Raw genomic sequence first — 26410 nt, 5'->3', positions numbered from 1 at the left:
GTGCGCTTTCGCGACTTCCTGAGGGCCTCGGTGCTGTTGCTCGCCGCGGCCGCTACGGCACTCGCGGTGGGCGCGATGTTGGCGATCTCGCGCCGCGACGACGACTTGCTGGCGGCGCTCGCCCTCGCCTGGCTCGTACTGGCAGCGGTCCTCGGGACGATCCTCGGCGCACGCCAGCGCCCGACCGCTGGGATCACGCGACTGCTCGCTGGAGCGCGCACGACGACGACGCTCCCCGAGCTCGAGCCCGGAACGATCTTGCTGAACCGGCACTGGCCGCTGGCTTTGATCTCGCTAGGGGCGACGGTCGCTGGCGTCTGGTTCCCCCAGGTCCCGGCGGTTGCGGCCGGCTACGCGCTGTTCGCGGCCCTGCGCTGGCGCCACCAAGCACGGGCCGTGCAAGCGATCGAGGAGCGTGACGGCGTGGAGTTTTGGCTGGAGCGCGGCTCGCCCTTCAAGCCGCCTCGCCTACTCCGCTTGCCGGGACTGCGCAAGATCGAGCCGCAAGGGGCCGAGCACTCGCCCGCCGGGCGACCCCCTCACGCCCGCACGCGCTTGCGTCGACGCGCGAGCTGGTCCCAGCTCAGCGTGTTCGCGATCGAGCGGGGCGCCAGCCACGCGCGGCGCGCGGTTGCCACGCCGTAGCGCACGACGTCAAGTCCCTCGACCGAGTGCGCATCAGAGTTGATCACGAGCATCACGCCCGCTTCGGCAGCCAAGCGCGCCCAGACCTCGGAGAGATCGCGGCGGTCCGGGTTGCTGTTGATCTCCAGCATCGTGCCGGTCGCCGCGGCAACCTCGATCAGCCGCTCAACGTCGACCGCATACGGGTCCCTGCGACCGATCAGACGACCAGTCGGATGCCCGATCGCGTCCACTAGGGGGTTCTCCATTGCGGCCGCGATCCGCGCCGTCATTTCGCGCTCCGACAGAGCGAAAGAGGTGTGCACGCTGGCGATCACCCAATCCAGGCGGGCGACCAGCTCCTCCGGATAGTCGAGCGAACCGTCCGGACGCAGCGATATCTCGCTGCCAGCCAAAAGGCGGATGCCCTCGAGCTCCGCATTGAGCGCAGCGATCCGTTCGATCTGTTGTTCCAACTCGGCTGGCGAGACGGCGTTGCCGAAACCGTGACTGGCGGAGTGATCGGTGATCGCCAGGTACTCGTAGCCGCGCTCGCGCGCGGCGAGCGCCATCGTGCGCGCGTCAGCGCGTCCGTCCGAGAGGGTGGTGTGGCAGTGCAAGTCGCCACGCAGCTGTTCGACCGTGATCAGATCAGGCAGCGAGCCCACCTGCGCCGCCTCTACCTCGCCCCGGTCCTCGCGCAGCTCGGGTGGGACCCATGCCATCCCCAGCAGCTCGTAGACGTCGTCCTCCGACGCCACCTGCAGAGGCTTGCCGCCCCGTCGCACGCCCGCCGGCCCCAGCTCGACGCCCTTCTCTTGGGCGATTTGCCGAAGGCGCTCGTTGTGCGCGCGCGACCCCGTGAGCCACTGCAGCGCTGCGTAATGCGCAGCCGGCTGCACCGACCACAGATCCACCTCGATGCCGTCGTGCGTGACGACCAGCGCGCGCCCCACGTCATCCGACCGCACGCCGGTGAGACGTGGGTCGCCGGGGCGCGCCTCGGCCACTGCACCGCTCCTTGCGAGTAGACCGGCAAGCTCGCTTGCCGAGCTGGGAGCGACGGCCAGCAGGTCGACGTCGCCGGTCGCCTCGACGCCGCGCCGCAGACCGCCAACGGCGTGGCTTGTCTGTACGCCAGCGGTGGCGGCGAGCGCCTCGGCGATGCGACGGGCGGCGTCCTCGGCATGCGAGATCAACAGCAAAGGCCGTTCGTCGAGCGGGCGCTCGCGCAGGCGCTCGACCGCGGCACGCAGACGCGCCACCGTCCGCTCACCGAAACCCGGGAGCTCACTCAGCTGCCCGGTCTCAAGCGCGCGTTCGAGGTCCTCGAGCGAGCCGACACCGAGCCTCTCCCACAGCAAGCGCGCCCGCTTGGCACCAAGCCCCGGTACGCGCATTACCTCGAGTAGACCACGCGGATACTTTGCTTGCAGGCGTTCGAGCGCAGGCGTCGTCCCGGTCTCCACAAAGTCACGGATCTTGCGAGCGATCGTCGGTCCAACGCGGTCGAGCTCGGTCGCGCGGCCCTGGCGTGCCAGTTCGGCGACGGAAACGGTGGCGTGTCGCACCGACTCCGCCGCTTGGCGGTAAGCGTTCACCCGGTAAGGGTCCGCCCCGTCAAGCTCGTAGAGCGCCGCGAGGCGCTCGAGCATTTCCGCTATGTCGACGTTTCGGAGCATCGGGGTCGCGCTACTCGGCGACGGCGACGCGTCCGGCTACTGTAGGGCGCTGTGCCGTCGGCCTGGCTGATAGTGCCCACCTACAACGAGGCGGAAAACCTGCCCACGCTGGTGGAGCGCGCGTTACGCGCGCTCGAACACAGTGAGGTCGATCCGACGCTGCTCGTGGTCGACGACGCCTCCCCGGACGGAACCGGTCGCATTGCCGAAGAGTTGGCGACCAGGGAGCCGCGCCTGCGTGTTTTGCACCGCTCGGGCAAGGCGGGTATTGGGCCCGCGTACGTGGCCGGCTTCGAGCACGCCCTCGCCGAGGGTGCGGAGCTCGTGCTGCAGATGGACGCCGATCTGTCGCACGACCCTGACGACCTGCCGCGCTTGATCGCACCGGTGCTCGCCGGGGAAGCCGACCTGACGCTCGGCTCGCGCTACGTAGCCGGTGGCGCGATCGAACGGTGGGGCCCGCTGCGCCGTGCGCTTAGCAGGGCGGGCTGCAGCTACGCGCGCCGCGTGCTCGGAGTCGACGTTCGCGACCTCACGGGCGGCTTCAAGTGCATGCGGCGGCAGGTTCTCGAGACCATCGGCCCGGCCACGCTGCGCACCAACGGCTACGGGTTTCAGATCGAACTCACCTATCGCGCGGTGCGCGCCGGCTTCGTGGTCCGCGAGGTACCGATCACCTTCCGCGAACGCGGCCACGGCAGCTCGAAGATGAACGCCGCGATCGCGCTCGAGGCAGCCTGGCGAGTGCCTGCGCTGCGCTTGTCGGTCGGCTCCCGCCCGCGCGACGCTATCTTTTTTGAAGCAACGTCTCGAGAGGAGAAGAGCAGGTGGCAGGATCGATCAAGGACGTAACCGACAGCACCTTCCAAGCCGAGGTAGTGGAGTCGGACAAGCCGGTGCTGGTTGACTTCTGGGCTCCCTGGTGCGGGCCCTGCCGAATGATCGCGCCGCACCTCGAGGAGCTCGCCGCCGAGCGCGACGACTTGCGGATCGTGAAGCTGAACGTCGACGAGAACCCGGAAACGGCGGCTCGCTTCGGCGTCATGTCGATCCCGACCCTCATCCTCTTCAAGGCGGGGCAGGCTGTTCACCAGATCGTGGGGGCAATGCCCAAGAACCGCATCGTGCAGGAGCTCGAGCCAGCGCTCAGCTCCTAGTTCGCCACGCCCAGCTCAGCTCGACGCCGGCTCGAGGCCGATAACGATCTCGCGTCCGTCGACCCGCGCTTGGAAGCGCCGCTCAGTGCGGTCGGCGCCGTAGGCAACCTCTAGGGCGAGCGTCTCGCGGGCGATTTCGCGCTCGAACTGACGGGCGACGGCGAGCAGTTCGTCGTCGCCGGCCAAGGCCAGGCGGATGCGATCCTCGACCCGCAAGCCGGCCTCTTTGCGAGCGTTCTGGATCGCGTGCACGAGTTCTCGAGCAAGACCCTCCCGGCGCAGCGCTTCGTCGATCTCGAGATCGACGCCGACGGCATGCGTGCCGGAGCGCTCGACCTGATAGCCCTCTAGTGGCTCGAGCACGACCTGCAGGTCGTCGGGGCCCAGCTCGATTCGCTCGCCTTCGAGCTCGATAGTCACGGGCTCGCCAGCGCGCAAGCGGCTCGCCACTTCGGCTCCCGGCAGTGCAGCGATGGCCTCGGCAAGTCGCGGCATCCGTGGCCCGAAACGTGGGCCGAGGCGCCGCCAGTTCGGCTTGATCGCGACCCGTCCGAGCTGCTCCGCTGCTTCGACGTAGCGAACGCTCTTGACGTTCAGCTCGTCACGCACCAGGTCCTCGAAGCGCTCGATCGCCGCACGCTCGCGCCCGGGCGCTAAGACCGCCGCCTCACGCAGCGGCTGGCGCAGCTTGACGCCGGCCTGAGCACGCGCGGCCCGCCCCAGCTCGACGACCTCGCGCACCACATCGATCTGCCACTCGAGCTCGCGGTCGCGAGCGCCGGGCTGCGGAAAGTCACAGAGGTGCACCGACGTCTCGCGACCGTCGAGGTTGGTGTAGATCGCATCGGCCAGGAAGGGCGTAAACGGCGCGATCAGCTTCGCCAGCTCGACGAGCACGTGGCGGAGCGTCGCCAAGGCGGCGGGCTCGCCGTCCCAGAAACGCCGGCGCGTGAGGCGCACATACCAGTTCGACAGCTCGTCGACGAAGTCGGCGATCGCCCGCCCGGCGCTCGTCGTGTCGTAGTCGTCCATGCGCTCGATCACGCGCTCGCAGAGGCCAGCCAGGCGCGACAGAAGCCAGCGGTCGAGCGGCGCCAACGCGACCTCGTCGAGCTCCGGCAGCTCCTGCTCGGCGAGGTTCGCGTAGAGCACGAAGAAGTGGTAGGTGCTCCAGAGCGTCCGCAGGAACGGGCGCGTCGCCTCGCCGACCGTCTCCAGCGAGAAGCGGTAGCCGTCCCAGGGCTGCTTGGCGGTGAAGTAGTACCAGCGGAAGGCGTCGGCCCCGAAACTGCCGATTACGTCCCACGGGTCGACGACGTTGCCGCGCGACTTCGACATCTTCTGGCCCTGCTCGTCGAGGATCAGCCCGAGGCACAGGACGGTCCGGTAGGGGCTGCGATCGAACAGCAGGGTCGAGACCGCGAGCAACGAGTAGAACCAGCCACGGGTCTGGTCGATGGCCTCGCTGATGTAGTCGGCGGGGAAGTTCTGCTCGAAGCGCTCGCGGTTCTCGAACGGGAAGTGCCACTGCGCGAACGGCATTGCGCCCGAGTCCCACCAAGCGTCGATGACCTCCGGCACCCGACGCATCGACCCGCCGCATTGGGGGCACGGGAAAACGACCTCGTCGATGTAGGGCTTGTGCAGGTCGTCGGGCACCGCGCCAGCGAGCTCGCGCAGCTCGGCGATCGATCCAACGCAGTGCAGGTGCCCCTCGCCACAGCGCCAGATCGGCAGCGGCGTACCCCAGTAGCGCTCACGCGAGAGCGCCCAGTCGACGTTGTTGGCGAGCCAGTTACCGAACCGACCGTGCTTGATGTGCTCGGGGTACCAGCGCACCCGCTCGTTCTCTTCGAGCATGCGCTCGCGCACGGCGGTGGTACGGACGTACCAGCTCGTCTTGGCGTAGTAGAGGAGCGGTGTGTCGCAGCGCCAGCAGTGGGGATAGGAGTGGACGATCTCCTCGGCGCGCAGCAGCCGTCCCGACTCCCGCAGCGCCTCGATGATGCGCGGGTCGGCGTCCTTGACGAATAGCCCCGCGAATTGCCCCATCCGCTCGTCGAAGGTGCCGTCCTCGCGAACCGGGTTGTGCACCGGTAGGCCGTACTCCTGCCCCAGCCGGAAGTCGTCTTCGCCGAAGGCCACCGCCGTGTGCACGACACCGGTGCCCTCCTCGACCGTCACGAAGTCGGCAGGAAGCACGGTGTGGCCGTGGGGTCCCCAATCGGTGATGAAGTCGAACGGCGGGCGGTAGCGACGGCCGACCAGCGCCGAGCCAGGCATCCGCTCGATCACTTCGGCATCCTCGCCGAGCACCCGTTCGACGAGCTCGGCAGCGAGGATCAACTGTTCGCCCCGGTAGCGCACGCGGGCGTACTCGACCTGCGGGTTAACAGCGAGGGCCGCGTTCGAGAGCAAGGTCCAGGGCGTGGTCGTCCAGCCGAGTAGCGACGTCCCGGGCTCGTCCACCAGCGGGAAACGCACGTAGACGCTGGGGTCGCTGACCTCGCGGTAACCGAGAGCAACTTCGTGCGACGAGAGCGCGGTCCCGCAACGGGGGCAGTAGGGGACGACTTTGTGGCCCTCGTAAAGCAGACCCTTGTCGAAGACTTGGCGCAGCGACCACCAAACCGACTCGATGTAGTCGTTGGTGAGCGTTGCGTAGGCGTCGTCGAGGTCGATCCAGAAGCCGATGCGCTCGGTCAGGCGGTTCCAGTCCTCGATGTACTTGAACACCGACTCCCGGCAACGCTTGTTGAACTCGGCGATCCCGAAGCGCTCGATCTCCTGCTTGGAGCTGAGCCCGAGCTCACGTTCGATCTCCAGTTCGACCGGCAGACCGTGGCAGTCCCACCCGGCCTTGCGCTCGACGAGATAGCCGCGCATCGTCTTGTAGCGCGGGAAGACGTCCTTGAAAACCCGCGACAGCACGTGGTGAGAGCCAGGACGCCCGTTGGCCGTCGGCGGCCCTTCGTAGAAGACGAAGCGGGGCGCACCACGGCGTCGCCGGATCGACTCCTCGAACACGCCGTGACGACGCCAGCGCTCGAGCACGCTTTCCTCGAGCCGCGGCAGGTCGACGCTCGGCTCCACTGGCTCGAAGCGAGGCATGGCGCGCGATTCTACGGCGCTGATGGGCTCAAGCTAGGAGCGCGTCGGCGAGCGGACGATCGGTCGCCGTTTGCGCGCCGGCTGCTCGACGAGCAGTGAAGGCCTTCTTGATTGACGGACTCGAGCCTTCGGCCAGTACGCGTGGCGCCTCGACCGCCTCAGTCGGTGTGCGGCCAAGCGTCGGCAGCGAGCGATCACCGCGCACCGGCATCGAATCGCGGTACTCGAGCACCGGCGCAGATGAGCCCAGCTTGCGCACCGCGTGCACCAGCCTGCCAATCCGGTCGAGCGTGGTCCGGCCGCCACAGAACACGAAGGCGATCGGATCGAGTGCACGGATCGCGCGCAGCAGCCGGTCGGGCGCGATTTCGCTGCGCAGCAGGAGCGTCCGGAAACCGGCGCGGCGCACGGCGAGCTCGAGGGCTTGTACGTGAATCGCCTCGACGTCGAGACGTTCAGACGCGTCGAACAGGAACACGCCTTGCGGCCGCGAGGCGGGTGGCACCACTCGCCGAGCCGCGAGGATCCAGCCAGTCGCCCAGCGGCAGGCAGCCTCCAGCTCGGCCTCGCGACGCTCGCGTGCCGCTAGCGCCTCGAGCGCCGGCAGCAGCACTTCCTCGACGGTGCGCTCCACCGAGCGCACGGCGAGGCTCTCTTCGAGCACCCGGTCGGCGCCTTCCTCATCGAAGCATTCGAGCGTCTCGAGCAGCCGCCGCTCGTTGCTCGGACCTTCGCCACGACGGCGCGCAATCTCGATCGCCGAAGAGATGTTGCCGGTCTCGACCAGCGCGCGACGCAGAGCCTCGAGTTCCTGGAGGTCGTACTGTCGGTGACCCTCTGGCGTACGCCGCGGTCGTGGATAGCCGAAGCGGCGCTCCCAGCTGCGCAAGGTGTTGGGACTGACGCCCAGCAACTCGGCGGCCGCATTCGTGCGGATGCCGATGAGCGTGCCTGGGTCCGCTCTCATTTCGAAAGAAGATCTCGTCTCCGGCGCCGGGAGAGGCGACCAGAGCGAATTCTGATCACGTCCGAGGGGTGTTGCACAAGCTCTGAAACCGTTCTTGCAAAAAGCACGCACGGCACCGCCGAACGGCAGCGACGGCGCCGCGGTAGCCTCCCGCGCGGACCGGCGGACCCGGAAGGAGGCCGATGACCGCACGTACCGAGCTTTGGGGAGCAGAAACGCGCAAGGCGATCGAGAACTTCCCGGTTTCGGGGGAGAGGGTGCCGACAGCGGTCGTGCGCTGGCTCGGTCGCATCAAGGCCGCGGCGGCGCGCGTCAACGGCGAGCTCGGTCTGCTCGACCCCGACCGCGCCGAGCGGATCGCACGCGCCGCCGACGAGGTGGCAGCCGGTATGCACGACGACCAGTTCCCGGTCGACGTCTTCCAGACCGGGTCGGGAACCTCGTCGAACATGAACGCGAACGAGGTGATCGCGCGTCTCGCGGGCGACGACGTCCACCCCAACGACCACGTGAACATGGGGCAGTCCTCGAACGACGTCTTCCCGACCGCCGTCCACCTCGCGGCAGCAGCGGAGGTCCGCGACGACCTGTTGCCGGCACTCGAACGGCTCGAGCGTTCGCTCTCCGCGAAGGCCGAGGAGTGGCGTGACGTCGTCAAGGCCGGGCGGACGCACATGATGGATGCCGTACCGGTCACCCTCGGTCAGGAGTTCGCGGGCTACGCGGCCCAGATACGCCTTGGCCGTGAGCGCGTCCTGGCAGCCCTCCCGCGCGTGCTGCAGGTACCACTCGGCGGCACCGCGACCGGCACGGGTCTGAACACCCACCCGGAGTTCGCGAGTCGCGTGCACCGCAAGATCCACGAGCAGACCGGGCTCGAGCCGCGGGAGCCGCTCGACCGCTTCGAAGCTCAGGCCAATCGCGACGCCCTGGTCGAGCTCTCTGGAGCCCTGCGCGTGCTGGCAGTCTCGCTCACCAAGATCGCCAACGACCTCGTGCTGATGGGGTCGGGACCGCGCTGTGGCCTAGCCGAGCTACAGATTCCCGAACTCCAGAAGGGCTCTTCGATCATGCCGGGCAAGGTCAACCCGGTGATTCCCGAAGTGGTACTGCAGATCGCCAACCAGGTGGTCGGCAACGACGCCGCGATCGCGATGGCGGGCAGTCAAGGCAACTTCGAGTTGAACGTGCGCGTACCGCTGATCGCCCGCAACCTGCTGCATTCGATCAAGATCCTCGCCTCCGGCTCGCGCCTGCTAGCCGAGAAGTGCGTGGACGGCCTCGTTGCCAACGTCGAGGTACTGCGCCGCTACGCAGAGTCGACGCCGGCGATCGCGACGGCGCTCAACCCGTACATCGGCTACGACCGTGCCACCGAGATCGTCAAAGAGGCGGTCGCTTCGCAGCGCACGATCCGAGAGGTCGCACTGGAGAAGGGTGTCGCCGAAGACGTCCTAGACGCCGCACTCGATCTCGCGGCGATGGCACGCGGCGAGTCGACCGCCAAGAAGGCGAGCGCGTAGCAAGCGCGGCGCGCGTTTTGCGCGGCGCGGGTTCAGGGGCCGTCGCGTTTAGCGCGCGGCGCGCGTTTTGCGCGGCGCGGGTTCAGGGGCCGTCGCGTTTAGCGCGCGGCGCGTTCAGGGGTAGTCGCGTTTAGCGCGCGGCGCGTTCAGAAGCCACGGGGACGGCGCGTCTAGGGCGCGGCGAGGGCGACGTACTTCGTCTCGAGGTACTCGCGAACACCCTCGTTGCCTCCCTCGCGACCGACCCCCGACTGCTTGATGCCACCAAACGGCGCTCCCGCGTTCGACACCAGCCCCTGGTTGAGGCCGATCATCCCGAACTCCAGCTGCTCGCAGACGCGGCGCGCGCGATCGAGATCGCGCGTGTATACGTAGGCGACGAGGCCGTACTCGGAGGCGTTCGCCTCGGCGATCGCCTGCTCCTCGCTCGCGAACGCACGGATCGGTGCGACCGGCCCGAAGATCTCCTCGCTAAGCAGACGCGCACCCTCGGGAACCGGGTAGAGGACGGTCGGCTCGTAGAAGTAGCCGGGGCCCTCGGGAGCACGTCCGCCGACCAGCACCCGCGCGCCCCGCGCGACCGCGTCATCGACGAGGTCGCGCACCTTCGTCCGCTGCTGCTCGTCGATCAGAGGGCCGACGCGGACCTTCGGGTCACTGCCGTGCCCAAGTCGCAGACCCCGCAAGCGCTCAGCTAGCGCCCTCGCGAACTTTTCGGCGAGCGGCTCAGCCACCAGGAAGCGGTTGGCAGCGGTGCAGGCCTCACCGATGTTGCGCATCTTGGCGAGCACGGCGCCTTCGATGGCGGCCTCGAAGTCGGCGTCGTCGAAGACCACAAACGGTGCGTTGCCGCCGAGCTCCAGCGAAACGCGCAGGATCCGCTGGCCCGCCGCCGCCATTAGCTGGCGTCCCACCTCCGTCGAACCGGTGAAGGACAGCTTGCGTAGCCGTGGGTCGCGCAGCAGCGGCTCGGTCACCGCCGAAGCGCTGCTGGCGGTCACGACGTTGAGCACGCCCGCTGGCAGTCCGCACTCGCTGAGCAACTCGGCGAGCGCGAGCGCCGACAGCGGCGTCAGTCGGGCCGGTTTCCAAACCATCGTGCAACCGGCGGCGATCGCCGGTCCAATCTTGCGGGTTCCCATCGCGGTCGGGAAATTCCAAGGCGTGACGAACAGGCAAGGACCGACCGGCTCGCGAGCGACGAGGATGCGGCTGCGCGCATCACCGGAACGCTTCAGGTAACCGTCGAGCCGGAGCGCCTCGCCGGAGAACCAGCGAAAGAACTCGGCCGCGTAGAGGATCTCCGCGCGCGACTCGGCCAGCGGCTTGCCCATCTCGAGCGTCATCAAGAGCGCCAGCTCGTCGGCGCGCGCACGCAGTCGCTCGAACGCTCGCCAGAGGATCTCGGCGCGCTCGTTAGGCGCCGATCGCGCCCACGATGCCTGCGCGTCGGCGGCCGCGGCAAGCGCTTGGAGGGCGTCGCTGGACGTCGCGTCGGCGACCTCGCAGAGCGCTTCGCCGGTGGCCGGATCCTCGACTGCGAAGCGGCCCCCGCCCGTCGCCGACCGCCACTCACCGGCTATCAAAAGCGCCTTTGGTACCGCCTCGACGACCTCTCTCGCAGCAGCGGCGACGGCCATCACTAACCCCCTTCTCCGCCTTGTCGGTGCTCGGTGAGACGCAGTAGGTCTGCGCCCGGACGCCACCCGAAGAGCGGCGCACGCCGCGCACGTGCGGCCTCAAGGCTAGGGTGCGAGCGCTACTCTCGCTCAAGCAGCGCGTTCCTTCTACTCGATGAGCTTGACGCTTCGCCCGACAGTGCTGGCCCTCGTCCTCGCCTTGTTGCTCGGCGCCACGGCGCAGGCGAAGGGCCAGGCGAAGAGCACGTTCGTGGTGCGTGGCGCGGGCTTCGGTCATGGCGCTGGGATGAGTCAGTGGGGAGCGCAGGGGATGGCGCTGACCGGTGCCGACTACCGCGAAATTCTCGACCACTTCTACCCCGGAACCACAATCGAGCGCTTGCCGACCGTAACGGTGCGCGTGCTACTCGCTACCGGACTGAAATCGCTGAAGGTGGGGGGAGCCGCGCGTGTCGGCGAGCGCTCGAGCGAGCCCGAGCAACCGCTGACGGTCGTGCTGGACCGCGGACGCATGAAGGTCCGTGATGCGGCTCGCCGGACGCTTGCGCAGTCGCGCGAACCGCTCGTATTCCAGCCTCCACGCGGCGAAACCTTGACTCTGCTGGCACCCACCCTTGCCGGCCTGCGCGCAGGTCGTTGGCGGGGTGCGCTCGAGCTGCGCGTGGAGGGCGGGCGTCTGGCGGTGGTGAACGTCGTGAGCGTGGAGGACTACTTGCGCGGGGTGGTGCCTGATGAGGTCCCACCGAGCTGGATGCCCGAGGCGCTGAAGGCTCAAGCGGTGGCGGCGCGCAGCTACGCCTTGTCGACGCGCTCAGGCGGTTGGTTCCAGCTCTACCCGGACACGCGTTCGCAGGTCTACCGGGGCGTCGCGGCCGAGACGCCGTCCACCGACAACGCAGTCGCCGCCACTCGCGGCGAGGTCGTTACCTACGAGGGTGAGATCGCGCGCACCTTCTTCCATTCGAGCTCCGGTGGCAAGACCGAGAACGTGGAGAACGTCTTCGCCTCGCCGCTCGCGTATCTCGTCGGGGTCGATGATCCGGGCGACAAGATCTCGCCGTACCACCGCTGGCAAGTGAGCTTCGCGCCCCGCGCGATCGAGGCGCGGCTGCGCGGGCTTTTACGCGGCCACCTGCGCCGCATCGTCGCAACCAAGCGAGGTGTCTCGCCGCGTGTCTTGCGGGCACGCATCGACGGCACCGGCGGGTCCGTGTCGACTACCGGCGAGGTGCTGCGTCGACGCCTTGGCCTGCGCTCGACGTGGTTCACAATCACGCGCGTTGACGTCAGCGCGCGACGCGTCTCGGCGCATGCGGCGAGCAGCGCGGGGCCGCCTACCAGGTGGTTGTTCAGCGGACTGCTCGACCCCGCTCCGGCCGCCCGACTACTGGTTCTGGAACGCCTCGAAGGCGGGCGCTTCCGGCAGGCCGGAGTCGCCGTCTTGACCCGGGGCGGCGGCTTCCGGGTAGCGCTTGCGAAGCCCGGCGTTTGGCGCGCCCGCGTGGGCTCTGTGGTCACCCCGCCGCTCGCCCTGCGCTGACCCTCGGCGGTGTGAAGCGGAAACGCAGCACGTCGCCGTCGCGCACCAGGTAATCGCGTCCCTCCGTGCGCAAAAGCGCGCGCTCACGGGCGGCCTGCAGTGAGCCGGCGGCGACGAGATCGTTCCAAGCCACCACCTCCGCCGCTACGAAGCCGCGTTCCATGTCGCTGTGCACCTCGCGGGCGGCGCGTCGCGCAACGGTGCCGGCCGGGACCGCGTGGGCCCGCGCCTCGGCGCCCTCGTGCGCGGTGAAGAAAACGACGAGCCCCAGCAACCGGAAAGCGGCCCCGACCACGCGTTCGAGCACACCTTCGGAGAAGCCGAGGTCGCGGCGCATCGCCTCGGCCTCGGCAGGCTCCAGCTCCGCCAGCTCAGCTTCGAGCCGTGCGCTCACCGCGATCGCATGGGCGCCGCGCCGCGCGACATGGGCCACCAGTTCGGCCGGAGGCTCGAGCGCCGAGCCCTCGTCGACGTTCGCTACGTACAGGAACGGTTTGGCGGTGATGGCGCCCAGCTCGCGGGCGGCCTGCGGCGCGTCCTCGGGGGGCTCGAGACCGCGGGCCGGCTGGCCGCGCTCGAGCCGTGCTTTGAGTGCCTCCAGCCAGTCGCGCTCCGCAACGGCTGCACGCTCGAGCGAGCGGGCGCGTCGGCGAGCGCGCTCCAGGCGTTCCTCGACTCGCTCAAGATCAGCGAAGAGGAGTTCGGTTTCTAGGAGCTCCGCGTCGGCGACGGGGTCGACGCGCCCGTCGGGATGCGGGACGTCGGGCGCCGAAAACGCACGCACGACGACTACTACGGCGTCGACCTCGCGGATCTGCGCCAGAAAGCGGTTGCCAAGACCTTCGCCGCGGTGCGCCCCGCGCACGAGACCCGCGATATCGCGCAGCTCGATGGTCTCGTAGACAACCGGGGACGCGTTCAAAACGCGCGCCACCTGGTCGAGGCGGGGATCGGGGATCGGCACGACCGCCACGTTCGGCTCGACCGTCGTAAACGGGTAAGGCGCGACCTCGGCGGCCTGTCGCGAAAGCGCCCGGAAGAGCGAGCTCTTGCCGGCGTTCGGGAGCCCAACGATCCCGATCCGCTTCACCGCTCGACTACCTCCCGTCCGATCAGCGCACCGATGGCCAAGCCGACAGCGACGTCGCTCGGATAGTGCACCCCAACGAGGAATCGGGAAAGGGCGACCCAGGCCGCCGCCAGCTTCGCCACGGCGGCGGCAGCTGAGCGGTAGGGGGCGGACCTGGCGAAGGCCGCTGCGCAGGCAGCGTGGGCGGACGGGAACGAGCGATCGGAGTACAGCTTCACGCGCGCAAGCTTGGCGCCAGGGCGGCGCCGGCGGACCAGCCGTTTGATCACTTGCGAGGCGAGGAAGGCGAGCACGACCGCGCGGGCAGCCGCAAGCCAGCGTCGCGCCGCGCGCATATCGCCACGGATCGCGCTGCAGCCAGCGCCACCTATTGCCAACAGCAACCAGCCGAGGCCGTACTCCCCGAACGTTGCGGCGACGCGCGCGGCGCTCTCTAGCGCCGTCCCCCGGACAATGCCAACCGCGGCAGCCACGGCGGGTGATTCGAGGCGGTCGAGCGACTGCGGGAAGCGGATCAGCGCGCCCCGGACCGAGCCTTAGAAGCCGACGCGCTGCTCTTCGAGCTCGCAGCGCACGTAGGCGACGCGGGCGAGATCGAGCACCACTTCGGCGTCGGGCGAACGCACGGTATGCAACGAGCGGCCCTCGCCGGCGGCACGTACCGCATCGACCAGCGCCGAGCGTTCTTCTTCGCTCAGGCGCAGCGTCAAAACCTGACCTCCGTGGAAGCCGACGTCGACGCTACGGAGCTCCGCCAATTTCACTCCTCAGTGCGCAGCCGGCTGCACGAGCTCGGTGAGCACGCCACCGACAGCTTTTGGATGCAGGAACGCGACCCGGCTGTTGCGGATACCGCGCCGCGGGCGCTCGTCGATCAGCCGCAAGCCCGCAGCACGGCAGCGCTCAAGGGCGGCCTCGATGTCGTCGGTCGCGTAGGCGACGTGGTGCAAGCCGGGCCCGTTGCGTTCGAGGAAGCGCGCGATCGCGCTGTCGTCGCTGACCGGTCGAAGGAGCTCGACGTGACTCTCGCCGACGTCCAAGAGCACCGCCTCCACCCCGAACGACTCGACCGTCTCGCGATGAGCGACCGGCATTCCGAAGGTCTGCTCGTAGAGCGCGACAGCGGCGTCGAGGTCAGTGACCGCGACGCCGATGTGATCGATCCGCCCGAACACGAGCGGGCAGTCTAACCGCGACCACGCGCGAGCGCCTGGGTGTCGAGGTCCTCACGGTCGGCAGCCACTGGCCGCTTGGCGCTATTTCCGATCAGCGCCTCGATGTCACGACGTTCGAGGGTCTCCCGTTCGAGCAGCGCCAGGGCGAGGGCGTCGAGACGGTCGCGGTGCTCTTGGACGATCGCCCGCGCCCGCCGTTCGGCGAGCGCCGCCAGCTCCAGTTGCTCTTCGTCGACCAGGCGACGCGTGGCGTCCGAGAGCGAGTAGTCGTCGGTCGGCACTTGCTTCGCCCGCAACTGGCTGCCCATCCCGTACTCGGCGATCATCGCGCGGCTGATCTCGTGGACCTTGCGCAGATCGTCGGCAGCGCCGGTCGTCACCTCGCCAAACACTTCTTGTTCGGCGGCGCGGCCGCCGAGCAGCACGACCATGTAGTCGATGAGCTCTTCCCGCGTTTTCAGATAGCGGTCTTCCTCGGGCAGGTTGAGGGTGTAGCCGAGCGCGCGCCCGCGCGGCACGATCGAGATCCGATGCACCTTCTCGACGCGCGGCAAGAGCTCCGAGCAGAGCGCGTGGCCGGCTTCGTGGTAGGCGACGACGCGCTTTTCGCGCTCGGTCAACGCGCGGCGCGACTCGGCACCCGCGATTACCCGCTCGATCGCGCGGTCGAAGTCGCGCCGGGTGATCACCGTCCGGCCGTCGCGCGCCGCGAAGATCGCCGCCTCGTTGCAGATGTTGGCGAGGTCGGCGCCGGTGAGTCCGCTGGTCTGGCGCGCGACGAGGTCGAGGTCGACGCCCCCCGCGAGCGGCTTGCCACGTGCGTGGACCCGCAGGATCGCTTTGCGGCCGCGGAGGTCGGGTGGGGCTACGAAGATCCGGCGGTCGAAGCGGCCAGGGCGGAGCAGCGCGGGGTCGAGCTTTTCGATCAGGTTGGAGGCGGCGATCACGACGACGTCTTCGTGCTCGGAGAAGCCGTCGAGCTCGACGAGCAGCTGGTTGAGGGTCTGGTCCTTCTCGCCGGAGATGTCGCGGCCGCGGGTGGCACCGACGGCGTCGAGCTCGTCGATGAAGACGATCGCTGGCGCTGCTTTGCGGGCGGCGCGGAAGAGCCGACGGATGCGCGCCGCGCCGAGGCCGGCGAACATCTCGACGAACGACGACGCCGACTGCGCGAAGAAGGCCGCCCCGGCCTCGTTGGCGACGGCTTTCGCCAACAGCGTCTTGCCGGTCCCCGGCGGCCCGTGCAGCAAGACGCCCTTGGGCACGCGCGCGCCGAGCTTGCGGAAGCGGCGCGGGTCGCGCAGGAACTCGACGACCTCGCGCAACTCTTCCTTTGCCTCGTCGACACCCGCGACGTCGTCCCAACGCACCGACCCAGCTGACTCGGGCTTGAGCGTCTGCGGCTTGGTGCGGGGCATGTAGCGCAGGGTCATCAAGAGCACTACTGCGATCAGCCCCATGAAGACGATCGGCAGCCAGGTGATCGCGATGTCCTGGAGCTGCCTCAGATCGATGCCCGCCACGTCGATACCCGCCGCCGTCATCTCGATCAAGGATGGCGGTTCGCGCGAAAAGCCGCCAGCGGGAGGTGTCAACCACTGTCGCTCGGGTCGCCCCGGCCTGCGGCAGGAGGGGGCCCGGAGCGTCGGTGCTTCGCGCTCCTGAGAGCCGGAGCTGCCGGTTGTGCTGCCGCTCGCCCCTGGCGCGTGAATTTTTTGTGTTTTGGTCTTGACGTCTCTCTCTCTCTCTCGTTTATTGGTTTGCGCGGCAAGGTTCGGTTCTGGTTTAGAGGAGGTTTCTTGAGGATTTCTCGCTCGCGTGCCGCTTGTTTGGCGGTGTGTGTTGTCGCGGGGGCGGGTTCCCGCTTGAGGGTGCGGGGGACGCCCCGGATCTTGTGGTCAGGCCGCAGGACGTTTCGCCAGCAGCGGACCGCGGGGTGCGGGCGGGTGACGCGGTCGTTTATGCGAACACCCAGCCGGGTGCGGACCAGGTTGTGCGGGCAAACCCGCTTGGTTTGGAGACGTTCGTGCAGATCCGCGGCCCCGAGTCGCCTGAGGATTACAGCTACACCGTCGATCTGCGGGGCGAGGGGCAGCGGCTTGTTTTGCTCGACTCGGGGGCGGTCGCTATCGTCGACCCTGACGGCAACCCGGTGGCGGTCGCAACCCCACCGCAAGCCTACGATGCGAACGGCAACCCTGTGCCGGTGACCGCGAGCGTGAACGGCAACACCCTCACCCTCCACGTCCCCCACACCACCGGCGACTGGGCATACCCGATCGTCGTGGACCCGAAGTGGCTACGCAAATTAGGGAAAGCTGCTTGGGGTTGCGCCGTAGGAGGTGCGGCCGGGGCGCTTCGCGGCGGTGGATGGGCTGGAGCAGCGATCGGTTGCGGCGCTGGCATCCTCAGCGGTCTCAATCCCTTCTAGACTCCGGCCACTATAGGCAGACACGCGCCATAAGAAACTAGCTAAGGCTCAGTTAGGAGGCGTCCCGCGGTGCTTACGTGGAAGGATACGCTACTCGTGGTGGCCCTGACCGCTACGCCTTTTCGCCTAGCGGAGGCGCTTGGACAGGGATCTAGTTTTCTGCCCGAGGCTCTTTCGGCGCTTTTCATTATTGCCTTTGCGGTCTACGAGAAGGTCGTGCGGAAGAAGCGGCCCGCACGTGAGCAAGGTGCCGCTGGTTGGAGAGGAGCGGTGATCGCGTTTGTTTACGCCTTCATCTCGTATTACGCAATACCCCTGCTAGGTATTGAGCGGGGTAGTATTGTGCATCTTGCTTCATGGCTTTTTTGGTTACTGGTGTCCGCTTTCGCTTTCGAGTTTTACTTGCGGCACGGTGCCCGCCGCTACTTCACGCAGCGACAGTGATCGGCACGCGCGAAGCGCGCCACTACAAGTATCTTTGGCGCAGGAATTCAAGGGCCGCGGGGTCCGCGCGCGCGCTTGCGCTCGCGGCCGCCGCTGGTTGTGTCGTAGGCGCGCTCTTCGGGTAACACGCCTAGCTCTGCTTTGATCGCAATGGATAGACATGGCTCAAATGGCGTGAGCTCGAATCGGGAGGCCTCTACTTCACTTGTGTTTCTCTTTAGCCGCCTGTCGTGATCGCGCTCGGCACGATTTATGGTTATCATACTTCTCACAAGTGGTGCTGCTTCTGTCGTACTAGAGCGACTGGATTACCTCACAGCCGTTTCGAAAAACGAGCGGATGTGGATCATTGCGCTAGTTGGGATCACGTCCGCTGTGCCGGCTTATGACGACGCTGCAGGCTCGTGGTTCGGCCTGTACTTCAGGCGACTCGCTAGCGCAGCCATACGAACGCTTCCGTTTTTAGGCGGCTTGTTACTCGGGGGTCGCCTTCTTCAGATGGCTCTTGCTTTGCCGGAGTACTTGTCACAAGTGATTGCGGGGATAGCTGTGTTCGCGTTGGGCAGTCTTGCATTAAGACTCGTTAGGATGGTACTCGACTACGGGCCCCCACATGACTAACGTGAGAAGGCGCCCACAAACGCAGAGTCGTGCTCGCCCACTTCCGCCTTCACCCGAAGGGACCCAAACCTACCCGATCGTCGTCGACCCTTTATGTTCACCCGTATTCGCCATTTTGAACGGTGTCTGGGGGTGAGATGGGTGAAGCGGGGCTCGTGAGCAGGGCAGTCGCGTGGGTGAGGTGGTATGCGGTCCTGTTCGTCCTTCTTCTGGGACTACCAGTATGGGTAATTTCTGGCGCTGTCACCGGTTCCGGGCTGAGCCTCGCTGCAGGTGTGCTTTGCGGGCTGATGGCGACCGCGGAGTTGATTCTGTGTGCGCGGCGGGAGCCCGGGAGGTTGCGCGCACCCTTCGTGCGGCGCCCGGACAGCCAGCGCTTCCCGCTCCAAGCTGCGTCGCTCGCGTCCGGCTTGGCGATAGGGGCCGCATTGGTTAGCGAGTCAACGCGCACCGGGCGAGCCGATCTTGTCTCGGGAATCGCGTTTGTGGTCGCGTCGATCGGCGCGATCGGCGAGTGTCTCTCTGGGCGCTGAAAGCGCGGCAGACAGCCTCGCTGGGCGATCGCGCGCCAGGCTGCGGAGCGACGGATCGTGCTCGTGAAGCTCGCGCCCACCGCGGGGAGCGGCAAGGGTAATGGAGCGGAAATCCCCGGCCCATCGGCTCGTGATCAGGAAGCGTGCTACTCGACCCGCTCGAGCCGCGGGTTCGGCTTGTAGCGACGCCCCGCTTTCGCGCAAGGGCGTCCATCGACCCGCACCACGTCGGCGGTGAAGTCGTTTTCGCCCCGCAGCAGAGCCGAGCCGACGCCGTAGGCGTCAGCGGGCACGCCCAGCTCCTCGAACAGGCGGATGCGCTCGGCGTTGAAGCCGCCCGATACGACGATCTTCACCCGCTCGTGGCCGGCGCGGTCGAGGGCGGTGCGCACCTTCTCGACCAGCCGCGGATTGACTCCGCGCGGGTCGAACTCGCCCATCTCGTCCCACAGACAGCGGTCGACCATCGTCCCCGAGGTGTCGAGGCGCACGCCCCACAGCTGCTCGCCGAGCGCGTCCGCCACCTCGACAGCCGTGCGACAACAGTCGTTCTGGAAGTCGACGAGCACAACGACGTTCATCTCCCGGTGGTAGCGCTCGGCGAAGGCGCGCGCAGCAGCGACGGTGTCGCCGCCGAAGGCGGCGATCAGCGCGTGCGGCACGGTGCCCATACCGCGACCGCCCCACCACGACGCTTGCGCGTCGGTCGACACGCCGAGCGCCCCCGCGACGTGCGCAGCCCAGCCGTCTCCCGTTTGCACCAGCCAGTGGTCGTGGCGCGCGGGGAAGTAGAGGATCGGTTTGCCGCGCGCCGCTTCCACCACCTCGCGCACGTTGCGCATGATCAGCGTTCGTCGCGCCAGACAGCCCAGATAGACGGTTTCGAGGTGCGCGAACAGCGAGTAATCACCCTCGATCAGCATCACCGTCTCCCACGGGGCGATTTCGTCGCCCTCGTGGAGCGCGTAAACCTCGAGCTCGGGCCAGCCGTCCTGCCAGCTGCCGTCCGGCCGCCGGCGCCCTGAGCACAACTTGAGCACGGCAATCGCCTCGTCGATGCCGCCGAGCACCGAGTGGTGCTTCTGAAAGACCTGCATGGTCACGCGCGGGCGCATACCGCGCTCTTCAAGCAGGCGCTTCGTGAAGTTGAAGTAGGCGTCGGTGTAGTAGCCGTCGCGGATCTTCTCGACGGGCAGCCGGAAAACCGACGGGTCGAGCCGCTCGCGGCGCGCGCTCGCCGTGCTCATGGGGCGGGAATGCTAGGCACCGCTGGCGGCGGTGTCTGCGTCGTTACCCGCGAGCTGCTCGACGCGCAGGAGCTCCCGCAGAGCGGCGGTCGCCACATCGAGCTCTCGGCGATCGGGTTCGCGCGTACCGAAGACGCGCTGGAACCACCGCCCAGGTGCCTGGAGGGCATCGGCAAGAGCCCGGCCGCGATTGCGCTCGCTCCATGCGAAAAGCTCGAAGGCAGCTCCCGCAGCCGCGAGTTGCACCGCCGCTTCGGCAGCCGGTCCGCGCACACCGCGCCGTCTCAGGAGCGCGTTCCCAACAGCGGTCAACGCCAGCATCGGCGCGACCAGGTGGGTCCCGCAGCGCTCGTGCTCACGCGCCTCGTCGGCAGCCTGCGAGCCGTGTTCCCAAGCCGCGATCACCTTGTGCTCGGCACCGTGGTAAGCGGCCACCCGCCCCTCACGCAGAGCCACCAAGGCCGGTGCTAGACCGAGCAGGCCGACTCCGATCTCCGCCGACAGCGAGCCGCCCCCGCGACGCCGCAACGACGACCCGGCGAGCGCCGCGGCGACCGCCGCGAGCAGCGTGCTCGAGCGCATGAAAGGCAGCCGCGCCTGGGGCAGCGCGCGTCGCACCTCGCCGAGCACCGCGACCGCTTCGGCAAGTCGGGCAAGCCCCCGCAGTCCCGGCACGCCGGCGAGCCACGCCGGCGGCGTGAAGCGCTTGCGGCCCGCGCGCACCTGGATCTCGCCGTCCGCAGTGCGCACCGCACAGGCCCAAGCCGTCGGTCCGTGCAAGAGCACGCCGTTCGCAAGCGCCATCCCGCCGATCCGCTGCGCCGTCACCGAAGTAGCCGCTCCGCGAGCTCGACGTAGCAGGCGGCGGCGAGGCCGAGATCCGCCACCGGCACCCGCTCGTCGGCACCGTGAATCAACTGTGCCGCATCGACCATGTCCATCGCCAGCTGGGGAAAGAAGCCGTAGGCGACACACTCGGGAAACGCCGCCCGAAACCAGCGCGAGTCGGTAAAGCCGGGAAGCAGCGTCGGCAGCGGGCGCGCTCGCGGCGCCTCGCGCTCGCAGAACTCGCAGATCGCCTCGAACAACGGCCCCTCCGCCGGCGAGAGACTGCCGTCGGTGGTTTCGTCGACTGCCACCTCGAAGTCCCCGTCGCCCACTACCTCCCGAATCACTCGCAGCACCTCGGAGCGCTCGACCCCTGGCGGCACGCGACAGTCGACGCGCAGCTCCGCCCGCGCCGGAATCACGTTGATCTTCGGCGACCCGCTGGCCATCGTCGGCGCGAAAGTGACGCCGAGCATCGGCTCGAGCAACGCCACCAAGCGATCGTCGGCGCCGGCGCTTGCGACGAGCGCAGCCGGCGACTCGCCGAGCGCCTCCAGCAGCGGCCGCAAGGAGGCGGACGCAAGCGGCACCGTCCCGGCAGCAGCGAGCCGCGACAAGACCGGCGCCAACTTCGCCAGCGCGTTGTCGGCGAGGCCGGGGGTCGAGGCGTGGCCAGCGCGCCCTCGTGCACGCACCCGGAAGCGGAAGACCCCCTTCTCGCCGACGCCCACGCTCCAGTAGCGCTGTCCGCCGAGCGTGAAGGTCTCGCCGCCGCCCTCGTTGATGACGAAATCGCTGCGCGCAAGGTCGGGCCGCTGCTCGCACAACCAGCGCGCGCCGAGCGCTCCGCCGGCCTCTTCGTCGCAGGTCAGGATCAACCGCAGCTCCCCCGAGGAAGGTCGCCAGCCGGCAGCCGCCAGCGACTCCGCAGCAACCACCTCGGCCGCCACCTGACCCTTCATGTCGAGCGCGCCGCGCCCCCAGACGTGCCCGTCACGCAACTCGCCCGACCACGGATCGCACGACCAGTCGGAGGGGTCGGCGAGCACCGTGTCGACATGACCGAGGAACGCCAACACCGGGCCATCGGAGCGCGCGCGCAGACGCGCGACCAGGTTCGGCCGGGCGCGCTCGACACCGACCAGCTCGCACTCGAACCCGACCCTTCGCAAACGCTCCGCCAGCAGCTCCTGGGCAGCCCGTTCGTTGCCGGGAGGGTTGGTGGTATCGATCTGGATCAGCCGGCGCAAAAGGTCGACGGTGCGCCCCTCCAGGCGACTGCGCTCCAAGGTCGGGGCGACGGACACGGAGACCAGCGGTTGCGCTAAGTCAGGGCCGGCTCGGGGCGGGTGCGCTCCTTGGGCTCGAGCACGCGGTCGATGAGGCCGTACTCGACCGCCTCCTCGGGCTTGAAGAAACGATCCCGCTCGGTGTCCTGATGAATGCGTTCGGGCGTCTGGCCGGTGTGCTTGGCGTAGATCTCGTCGATACGCCTGCGCAGATCGAGGACCTCGCGTGCGTGGATCTCGATGTCACTGGAAGGCCCTTCGAACCCGGCCGACGGCTGGTGGATCAGGATGCGACTGTTCGGCAAGGCGGATCGCTTGCCAGGAGCGCCGGCTGCGAGCAAAAGCGAGCCCATCGACATCGCGATCCCGACACACGTCGTCTGCACGTCGCAGCGGATGAACTGCATCGTGTCGTAGATCGCCAGGCCGGCGTACACCGACCCGCCAGGACAGTTGATGTAGAGCGCAATGTCGCGGTCGGGGTCTTCGGACTCGAGGTGCAAAAGCTGCGCGATCACGAGGTTCGCAACCTGGTCGTCGATCGGTGAGCCGAGAAAGACCACGCGGTCGCGCAGGAGGCGCGAGTAGATATCGAACGCGCGCTCTCCGCGCGCGTCCTGCTCGATGACCATTGGAACCAGCGGCGCCATCCGACTCCCTCCTCGCGTGCAGGACCCCCATTGTGTCGCATCGCGGCGTGGTTGGTACGCCGCCCCGCGCCGCGCGGCGGCCCCCCGCGTCGCCGCGCGGGTACGTTCCGCGTCGCCGCGCAAGACACGCCGAAGACGCGGTAGGTTCGGGCCGATGGAACTCGTCAGCGCGGACCACGCCCCGCTCGCGTATCGGCGGAGCGGCCCGACGGACGGACTGCCGGTACTGATGCTCCACGGATACCCGGAGTCGTCGTACATGTGGCGGCATCTGCTGGATCCGGTGGGAGCGGCCGGCTTTTTGGCGATCGCTCCCGACCTCGCGAACTTCGGCGACTCGCCGGACGTGCGCCCGGGCAACTGGGAACGACAGATCGAGCGTCTGGAACTGTTCCGCCGAGCGCTCGACCTCACCAACTTCGTACTAGTCGCGCACGATTGGGGCGGTCTAATCGGGCTGCGCTGGATCCTCGAGCGGGAACTGCCGATCGCCGGCCTCGTCGTCTCCTGCACCGGCTTCTTCAGCGACGGTCGTTGGCACGGGTTGGCTGAGCAGATGCGCACACCCGATCACGGAGAGGAGCTCATGGAGTTGTTGACCCGCGATCTCTTGGCCCAAGCACTGCGCTCGGAGTGGCCGGGTTTCGACGACCGCACAATCGACGAGTACTGGAAGTGTCTGCGCGACCGCGAGCGGCGGATGGCGCAACTTGAGCTCTATCGCTCGGGTGACTTCGAGAAGCTCGCCCCGCTCGAAGGCCGCTTGCGCGAACTCGACGTGCCGGCGCTCGCGCTCTGGGGCGCTCGCGACAAGTACGCGCCGGTGGGTGGGGCCTACCGCTTCGCGAAGCTGCTACCGCAGGCGCAGGTCGTGGTGGTGGAGGAAGCAGGCCACTTCGTCTTTGAAGAGGCCCCGGACCGGGCGCGGGAAGCGGTGCTGGCGCTGCTCGAACGCGTACACCAAGCGCAGCGATCGGAACCCGCCTAGCGGCGCGTACACTGCCTGCAATGCCCGCGCAGGCCTACGCCGGTAAGGAGTGCGTCTGCCAGCTCCGCAAGGGGATCTGCGACCAGTCCTGCGTCCAAGGCATGCTCGACACGCCCTTCTACGTCGCCTGCCTGCGACTCAGCGGTCGGCGCTGCCTTGTGGTGGGAGGAGGCGAGGTCGGCCTCGAAAAGGTCGAGGGCCTACTGGCTTGCGACGCCGCCGTCGTGTTGATCGCCCCGCAAGCGATCGAGCCCTTGCAGGAGCTCGCGGCCGAGGGGTCGATCGAGTGGATTCCGCGGGCTTGGCAGCCGAGCGATCTCGACGGCGCCTTCCTGGTGATCGCAGCGACCGACGACAGCGAGGTCAACATCCGCATCTTCGAGGAGGCGGAGCGGCGGGCGATGCTGGTCAACGTGGTCGACGTGCCGCCCCTTTGCAACTTCATCCTGCCGGCGATCGTGCGTCAGGGCCCGCTGGCGATCGCTATCTCCACCGCGGGGGCGTCGCCTGCCCTCGCCAAGCGGATCCGCGACGAGGTCGCTGCTCGCTACGGCGAGCCTTATGCGCGTCTCGCCGTGCTGCTGAACGAGGTGCGCGGCTGGGCGAAGGCGACGCTTCCCACCTACCAGGACCGCAAGGAGTTCTTCGAGTCGATCGTCAACGGCCAGCCCGACCCCATCGAGCTTCTGCGACGCGGGGAGGAACAAGCCGTGCGCGAGCTGATCGCCGCCGCTCAGCGTGAGCGCGAGCGCGCGCTCGCCTGAGCGTGCGGGGCAGATGTCCGCCCCGCAAGCGGCGGCGATCGAGCTCGACGGCGTCGGCCGCCGTTTCGGTGAGGTGGTCGCGCTTCGAGACGTCACGCTGTGCGTCGCCCCGGGCGAGACGCTCTGCGTCGTCGGTGCCAACGGCGCCGGCAAGACGACGCTGGCGCGCATCGTCGCCGGCCTTTTGCGGGCCAGCGAGGGACACGTGCGGGTGCTCGGGGCCGCGCTACCCGACGAGCGTCACAAGCTGCGCGGGCGAATCGGTTACGTCGGCCACGACGCTCCGCTCTACCGCCGGCTGAGCGCGCGCGAGAACGCTCGCTTCCGGGCGCGCCTTTTGGGACTTCCCAACGAGCGGGTGGAGGCGCTCTTGTCGGCGGCCGCACTCGATGCCGTCGCCGATCGACCGGTGCGCGAACTTTCGCGCGGTCTGCGCCAACGGGCGGCGATCGCCTGCGCGCTGCTGGCGGATCCCGAGCTCCTGGTACTCGACGAACCGTTCCACGGGCTCGACGTGCGCGCGGAGCGCCTGGCCGGGGAGCTGCTCGCGGCGGCGGGACGCACGCGCGTCCTCGTCACCCACGACCTGGCGCTCGCGGCGCGCGAGGCCGACCACGTGCTGGTGCTCGCCGCCGGCCGACCACGGTTGCTTCGCCGCGAGCACGTCGACGCGGCAGCGCTCGAGGAGGCCCTCGCGTGAACGCTCGCGCGCGGCCGTTGCGGGCGATCGTGGTGAAGGACGTGCAGCTCGAGCTGCGTTCGGGCGAGGCGCTTCCCGCCGGCGCGCTGTTCGCAGTGTGCGCGATCGTCGTCTTCCACTTCGCGCTGCAACGCGACACGCTCGAGGGCGCGCTGGCGGCCGGGGTGTTTTGGTTGTCGCTGCTTTTCGCCGCGTTCTTGGTGATCGTCCGTCTGTTCGTGGCCGACGCAGAGGAAGGCGGCATCGACGCCCTGAGGCTCGCGGGGATCGACGGCGGCACGCTCGTCGCCGCGAAAGCCACCTCGCTGTTCGCGGCCCTAGCGGTGATCACGGCCTGCGCGCTACCGGCATTCGCTCTCTTTTTGCTCGGGCCGCCGCTGTTGCCCGCCCTCCCCTGGCTGATCGTGGTGGGCGTACTCGTCAACGGTGGCCTGGCGGCGGTCGGCGCCCTGACCGCAGCGCTCGCCCTGCTTTCGCGCTTGCGCGAGCTGATCGTCCCGATGTTGTTGCTGCCCCTGGCAGTACCGCTGGTGATTGGGGCGGTCGAAGCGACCACACCCCTGTTCGCCCGACCGGTCGGTGCGCCCGAGCTGCGCTGGTTGTTGCTGCTCGGGCTTTACGATTTGTTGTTCGTAACGATCGCCGTCGGCGTCGCCGACCATCTGCTCGAGGAATGACCGAACAGCGCGCCAAGGGCCTCGCACCGCTCGCCGCGGCAACGGCGTTTGCCTTGTCCGCGGCGCTCGCGCTGGTCTTCTTTTACGCCCCGAACGACGCCGACCAGGGCTTCATCCAGAAGATCTTCTACGTGCATGTTCCCGCGGCGATCGTTGCCCTCTCGGGGTTCGTCGCGGCCGGCGTGATGGGGTTTCTGTACCTGCGCACCCGTAAGCCGATCTGGGATCTGCGCAGCTACGTCGCGATCCACCTGGCGGTGATCTTTGGCTGTGTGGTGCTCGTCACCGGCTCGATCTGGGCACGGGCGGCCTGGGGCCACTGGTGGCTGTGGGACGAACCGGTACTGGTCTCGTTCCTCGTCGTCTTCCTCCTCTACTGCGTCTATTACCCGCTGCGCTACTCGATCGACGACCGCGAACGCCAGAGTCGTGCGGCTTCGGTGTTCGCGATCGCCGCGGGTGCGTTCGTGCCCGTGAACTTCATCGCCGTGCGCCTCGCCGAGTCGTTCACGCACCCGCGCGTGCTCTCGCAGACGGGGGGCAACATGCCCGGTGAGATGCGGCTCACCTTCCTCGTGGCACTGGTGGCAGTGGCGCTCCTGTACGTAACGCTGTGCCGCTTGGAGATCGCCGCCAAGAGCGCCTCGGCACGACTCGCCGAGCTCCGTCGCCGACTCGAGCGGGAAGCCGAGCGCCGCTCGCTCGCGTCGACCGGCGCGGGAGGTTGAG

Annotated in this window: 25 protein-coding genes; 12 read left to right on the top strand and 13 right to left on the bottom strand. The window is 68.4% G+C overall.

The annotated features are described in order from the left end of the window. Positions 1–645 (top strand): hypothetical protein, encoded by a 645-nt coding sequence (locus BLW41_RS10690; RefSeq protein ID WP_143038568.1) that lies wholly within the window; start codon positions 1–3, stop codon positions 643–645. Here BLW41_RS10690 and polX read toward each other — a convergent pair. Then, entirely contained in the window at positions 540–2306 is a 1767-nt protein-coding gene (polX, locus tag BLW41_RS03750; protein ID WP_093116331.1) for a DNA polymerase/3'-5' exonuclease PolX, read from the bottom strand. The genes BLW41_RS10690 and polX overlap by 106 nt on opposite strands. A 51-nt stretch (positions 2307–2357) precedes the next feature. Here polX and BLW41_RS03745 point away from each other — a divergent pair, with 51 nt between their 5' ends. Continuing rightward, positions 2358–3158 (top strand): polyprenol monophosphomannose synthase, encoded by an 801-nt coding sequence (locus BLW41_RS03745; protein WP_093116329.1) that lies wholly within the window; start codon positions 2358–2360, stop codon positions 3156–3158. Continuing rightward, the gene (trxA, locus tag BLW41_RS03740; protein ID WP_093116328.1) at positions 3134–3463 is read left to right on the top strand and encodes a thioredoxin; all 330 of its coding nucleotides are present in this window, start codon (positions 3134–3136) and stop codon (positions 3461–3463) included. The genes BLW41_RS03745 and trxA overlap by 25 nt, the downstream gene beginning before the upstream one ends. A 15-nt stretch (positions 3464–3478) precedes the next feature. Here trxA and ileS read toward each other — a convergent pair whose 3' ends face one another. Then, positions 3479–6574 carry an isoleucine--tRNA ligase gene (gene ileS, locus BLW41_RS03735; protein WP_093116326.1) on the bottom strand — a complete coding sequence of 1032 codons (3096 nt, stop codon included), beginning with the start codon at positions 6572–6574 and terminating at the stop codon, positions 3479–3481. Positions 6575–6602: 28 nt separating this feature from the next. Continuing rightward, complete coding sequence (locus tag BLW41_RS03730; protein ID WP_093116324.1) at positions 6603–7541, bottom strand: MerR family transcriptional regulator; 939 nt, start codon at positions 7539–7541, stop codon at positions 6603–6605. Between the two features lie 182 nt (positions 7542–7723). On the opposite strand from BLW41_RS03730, the gene BLW41_RS03725 reads away from it, so the two are divergent. Continuing rightward, entirely contained in the window at positions 7724–9064 is a 1341-nt protein-coding gene (locus BLW41_RS03725; RefSeq protein ID WP_093116322.1) for a class II fumarate hydratase, read from the top strand. Positions 9065–9234: 170 nt separating this feature from the next. Here BLW41_RS03725 and BLW41_RS03720 read toward each other — a convergent pair whose 3' ends face one another. Beyond that, positions 9235–10704 (bottom strand): NAD-dependent succinate-semialdehyde dehydrogenase, encoded by a 1470-nt coding sequence (locus BLW41_RS03720; RefSeq protein WP_093116320.1) that lies wholly within the window; start codon positions 10702–10704, stop codon positions 9235–9237. A 154-nt stretch (positions 10705–10858) separates the two neighbouring features. Here BLW41_RS03720 and BLW41_RS03715 point away from each other — a divergent pair, with 154 nt between their 5' ends. Next, the gene (locus BLW41_RS03715; protein ID WP_093116318.1) at positions 10859–12244 is read left to right on the top strand and encodes a SpoIID/LytB domain-containing protein; all 1386 of its coding nucleotides are present in this window, start codon (positions 10859–10861) and stop codon (positions 12242–12244) included. Here BLW41_RS03715 and ychF read toward each other — a convergent pair. The 5 genes from ychF to ftsH form a co-directional block, all read right to left on the bottom strand. Then, positions 12219–13334 (bottom strand): redox-regulated ATPase YchF, encoded by a 1116-nt coding sequence (gene ychF / locus BLW41_RS03710; protein ID WP_093116316.1) that lies wholly within the window; start codon positions 13332–13334, stop codon positions 12219–12221. The two genes, BLW41_RS03715 and ychF, sit on opposite strands and share 26 nt — an antisense overlap. Next, positions 13331–13807, bottom strand: coding sequence for a phosphatase PAP2 family protein (locus BLW41_RS03705; RefSeq protein WP_093116314.1), 477 nt, complete (start codon positions 13805–13807; stop codon positions 13331–13333). Before BLW41_RS03705 ends, ychF begins: the two co-directional genes overlap by 4 nt. Positions 13808–13870: 63 nt before the next feature. After that, positions 13871–14092 (bottom strand): hypothetical protein, encoded by a 222-nt coding sequence (locus BLW41_RS03700; RefSeq protein ID WP_143038567.1) that lies wholly within the window; start codon positions 14090–14092, stop codon positions 13871–13873. A gap of 9 nt (positions 14093–14101) precedes the next feature. Further along, positions 14102–14509, bottom strand: a complete 408-nt coding sequence (gene mce / locus BLW41_RS03695) for a methylmalonyl-CoA epimerase (RefSeq protein WP_093116311.1) — start codon at positions 14507–14509, stop codon at positions 14102–14104. 11 nt (positions 14510–14520) lie between these two features. Next, positions 14521–16053, bottom strand: a complete 1533-nt coding sequence (gene ftsH / locus BLW41_RS03690; RefSeq protein WP_143038566.1) for an ATP-dependent zinc metalloprotease FtsH — start codon at positions 16051–16053, stop codon at positions 14521–14523. A 392-nt stretch (positions 16054–16445) separates the two neighbouring features. Here ftsH and BLW41_RS03685 point away from each other — a divergent pair, with 392 nt between their 5' ends. Both BLW41_RS03685 and BLW41_RS10685 read left to right on the top strand, forming a co-directional pair. Beyond that, on the top strand, positions 16446–16940 hold the full coding sequence (locus tag BLW41_RS03685) for a DUF8020 domain-containing protein (protein ID WP_093116307.1): 495 nt from the start codon (positions 16446–16448) through the stop codon (positions 16938–16940). Between the two features lie 216 nt (positions 16941–17156). Further along, entirely contained in the window at positions 17157–17384 is a 228-nt protein-coding gene (locus BLW41_RS10685) for a hypothetical protein (RefSeq protein WP_143038565.1), read from the top strand. Between the two features lie 1300 nt (positions 17385–18684). Here BLW41_RS10685 and BLW41_RS03670 read toward each other — a convergent pair. From BLW41_RS03670 to BLW41_RS03655, 4 genes are read right to left on the bottom strand one after another with little or no spacing between them, the layout of a single operon-like run. Continuing rightward, the gene (locus tag BLW41_RS03670; RefSeq protein WP_093116302.1) at positions 18685–19785 is read right to left on the bottom strand and encodes a nicotinate phosphoribosyltransferase; all 1101 of its coding nucleotides are present in this window, start codon (positions 19783–19785) and stop codon (positions 18685–18687) included. Positions 19786–19797: 12 nt separating this feature from the next. After that, on the bottom strand, positions 19798–20613 hold the full coding sequence (locus BLW41_RS03665) for a DUF1385 domain-containing protein (protein WP_093116300.1): 816 nt from the start codon (positions 20611–20613) through the stop codon (positions 19798–19800). Next, positions 20610–21920, bottom strand: a complete 1311-nt coding sequence (locus BLW41_RS03660; protein ID WP_218138230.1) for a M20/M25/M40 family metallo-hydrolase — start codon at positions 21918–21920, stop codon at positions 20610–20612. The genes BLW41_RS03665 and BLW41_RS03660 overlap by 4 nt, the downstream gene beginning before the upstream one ends. 17 nt (positions 21921–21937) lie before the next feature. Beyond that, complete coding sequence (locus BLW41_RS03655) at positions 21938–22552, bottom strand: ATP-dependent Clp protease proteolytic subunit (RefSeq protein WP_093117316.1); 615 nt, start codon at positions 22550–22552, stop codon at positions 21938–21940. Positions 22553–22706: 154 nt separating this feature from the next. On the opposite strand from BLW41_RS03655, the gene BLW41_RS03650 reads away from it, so the two are divergent. The 5 genes from BLW41_RS03650 to BLW41_RS03630 are packed head-to-tail and all read left to right on the top strand — an operon-like array spanning position 22707 to position 26409. Then, entirely contained in the window at positions 22707–23540 is an 834-nt protein-coding gene (locus tag BLW41_RS03650; protein WP_177169306.1) for an alpha/beta fold hydrolase, read from the top strand. Between the two features lie 20 nt (positions 23541–23560). After that, on the top strand, positions 23561–24304 hold the full coding sequence (locus BLW41_RS03645; RefSeq protein ID WP_218138229.1) for a precorrin-2 dehydrogenase/sirohydrochlorin ferrochelatase family protein: 744 nt from the start codon (positions 23561–23563) through the stop codon (positions 24302–24304). Positions 24305–24317: 13 nt separating this feature from the next. Beyond that, complete coding sequence (locus tag BLW41_RS03640; protein ID WP_143038564.1) at positions 24318–25004, top strand: ABC transporter ATP-binding protein; 687 nt, start codon at positions 24318–24320, stop codon at positions 25002–25004. Then, positions 25001–25681 carry a heme exporter protein CcmB gene (locus tag BLW41_RS03635; protein WP_177169305.1) on the top strand — a complete coding sequence of 227 codons (681 nt, stop codon included), beginning with the start codon at positions 25001–25003 and terminating at the stop codon, positions 25679–25681. Before BLW41_RS03640 ends, BLW41_RS03635 begins: the two co-directional genes overlap by 4 nt. Then, on the top strand, positions 25678–26409 hold the full coding sequence (locus tag BLW41_RS03630) for a cytochrome c biogenesis protein (protein ID WP_093116294.1): 732 nt from the start codon (positions 25678–25680) through the stop codon (positions 26407–26409). The genes BLW41_RS03635 and BLW41_RS03630 overlap by 4 nt, the downstream gene beginning before the upstream one ends. Position 26410 lies beyond the last annotated feature (1 nt).

The organism is Thermoleophilum album, from assembly GCF_900108055.1.
In the GTDB taxonomy this organism is placed as follows: Bacteria; Actinomycetota; Thermoleophilia; order Solirubrobacterales; family Thermoleophilaceae; genus Thermoleophilum; species Thermoleophilum album.
The sequence above is the reverse complement of the archived record's forward strand: the minus strand, read 5'-3'. Positions and strand labels throughout refer to the sequence as shown.

What these genes read in the sequence shown, in the direction of transcription:
- polX (WP_093116331.1), bottom strand. Translation starts at nt 2,306, where the DNA reads ATGCTCCGAAACGTCGACATAGCGGAAATGCTCGAGCGCCTCGCGGCG.
- ileS (WP_093116326.1), bottom strand. Translation starts at nt 6,574, where the DNA reads ATGCCTCGCTTCGAGCCAGTGGAGCCGAGCGTCGACCTGCCGCGGCTC.
- BLW41_RS03730 (WP_093116324.1), bottom strand. Translation starts at nt 7,541, where the DNA reads ATGAGAGCGGACCCAGGCACGCTCATCGGCATCCGCACGAATGCGGCC.
- BLW41_RS03725 (WP_093116322.1), top strand. Translation starts at nt 7,724, where the DNA reads ATGACCGCACGTACCGAGCTTTGGGGAGCAGAAACGCGCAAGGCGATC.
- BLW41_RS03720 (WP_093116320.1), bottom strand. Translation starts at nt 10,704, where the DNA reads ATGGCCGTCGCCGCTGCTGCGAGAGAGGTCGTCGAGGCGGTACCAAAG.
- BLW41_RS03715 (WP_093116318.1), top strand. Translation starts at nt 10,859, where the DNA reads ATGAGCTTGACGCTTCGCCCGACAGTGCTGGCCCTCGTCCTCGCCTTG.
- ftsH (WP_143038566.1), bottom strand. Translation starts at nt 16,053, where the DNA reads ATGACGGCGGCGGGTATCGACGTGGCGGGCATCGATCTGAGGCAGCTC.
- BLW41_RS03670 (WP_093116302.1), bottom strand. Translation starts at nt 19,785, where the DNA reads ATGAGCACGGCGAGCGCGCGCCGCGAGCGGCTCGACCCGTCGGTTTTC.
- BLW41_RS03655 (WP_093117316.1), bottom strand. Translation starts at nt 22,552, where the DNA reads ATGGCGCCGCTGGTTCCAATGGTCATCGAGCAGGACGCGCGCGGAGAG.
- BLW41_RS03650 (WP_177169306.1), top strand. Translation starts at nt 22,707, where the DNA reads ATGGAACTCGTCAGCGCGGACCACGCCCCGCTCGCGTATCGGCGGAGC.
- BLW41_RS03645 (WP_218138229.1), top strand. Translation starts at nt 23,561, where the DNA reads ATGCCCGCGCAGGCCTACGCCGGTAAGGAGTGCGTCTGCCAGCTCCGC.
- BLW41_RS03640 (WP_143038564.1), top strand. Translation starts at nt 24,318, where the DNA reads ATGTCCGCCCCGCAAGCGGCGGCGATCGAGCTCGACGGCGTCGGCCGC.
- BLW41_RS03630 (WP_093116294.1), top strand. Translation starts at nt 25,678, where the DNA reads ATGACCGAACAGCGCGCCAAGGGCCTCGCACCGCTCGCCGCGGCAACG.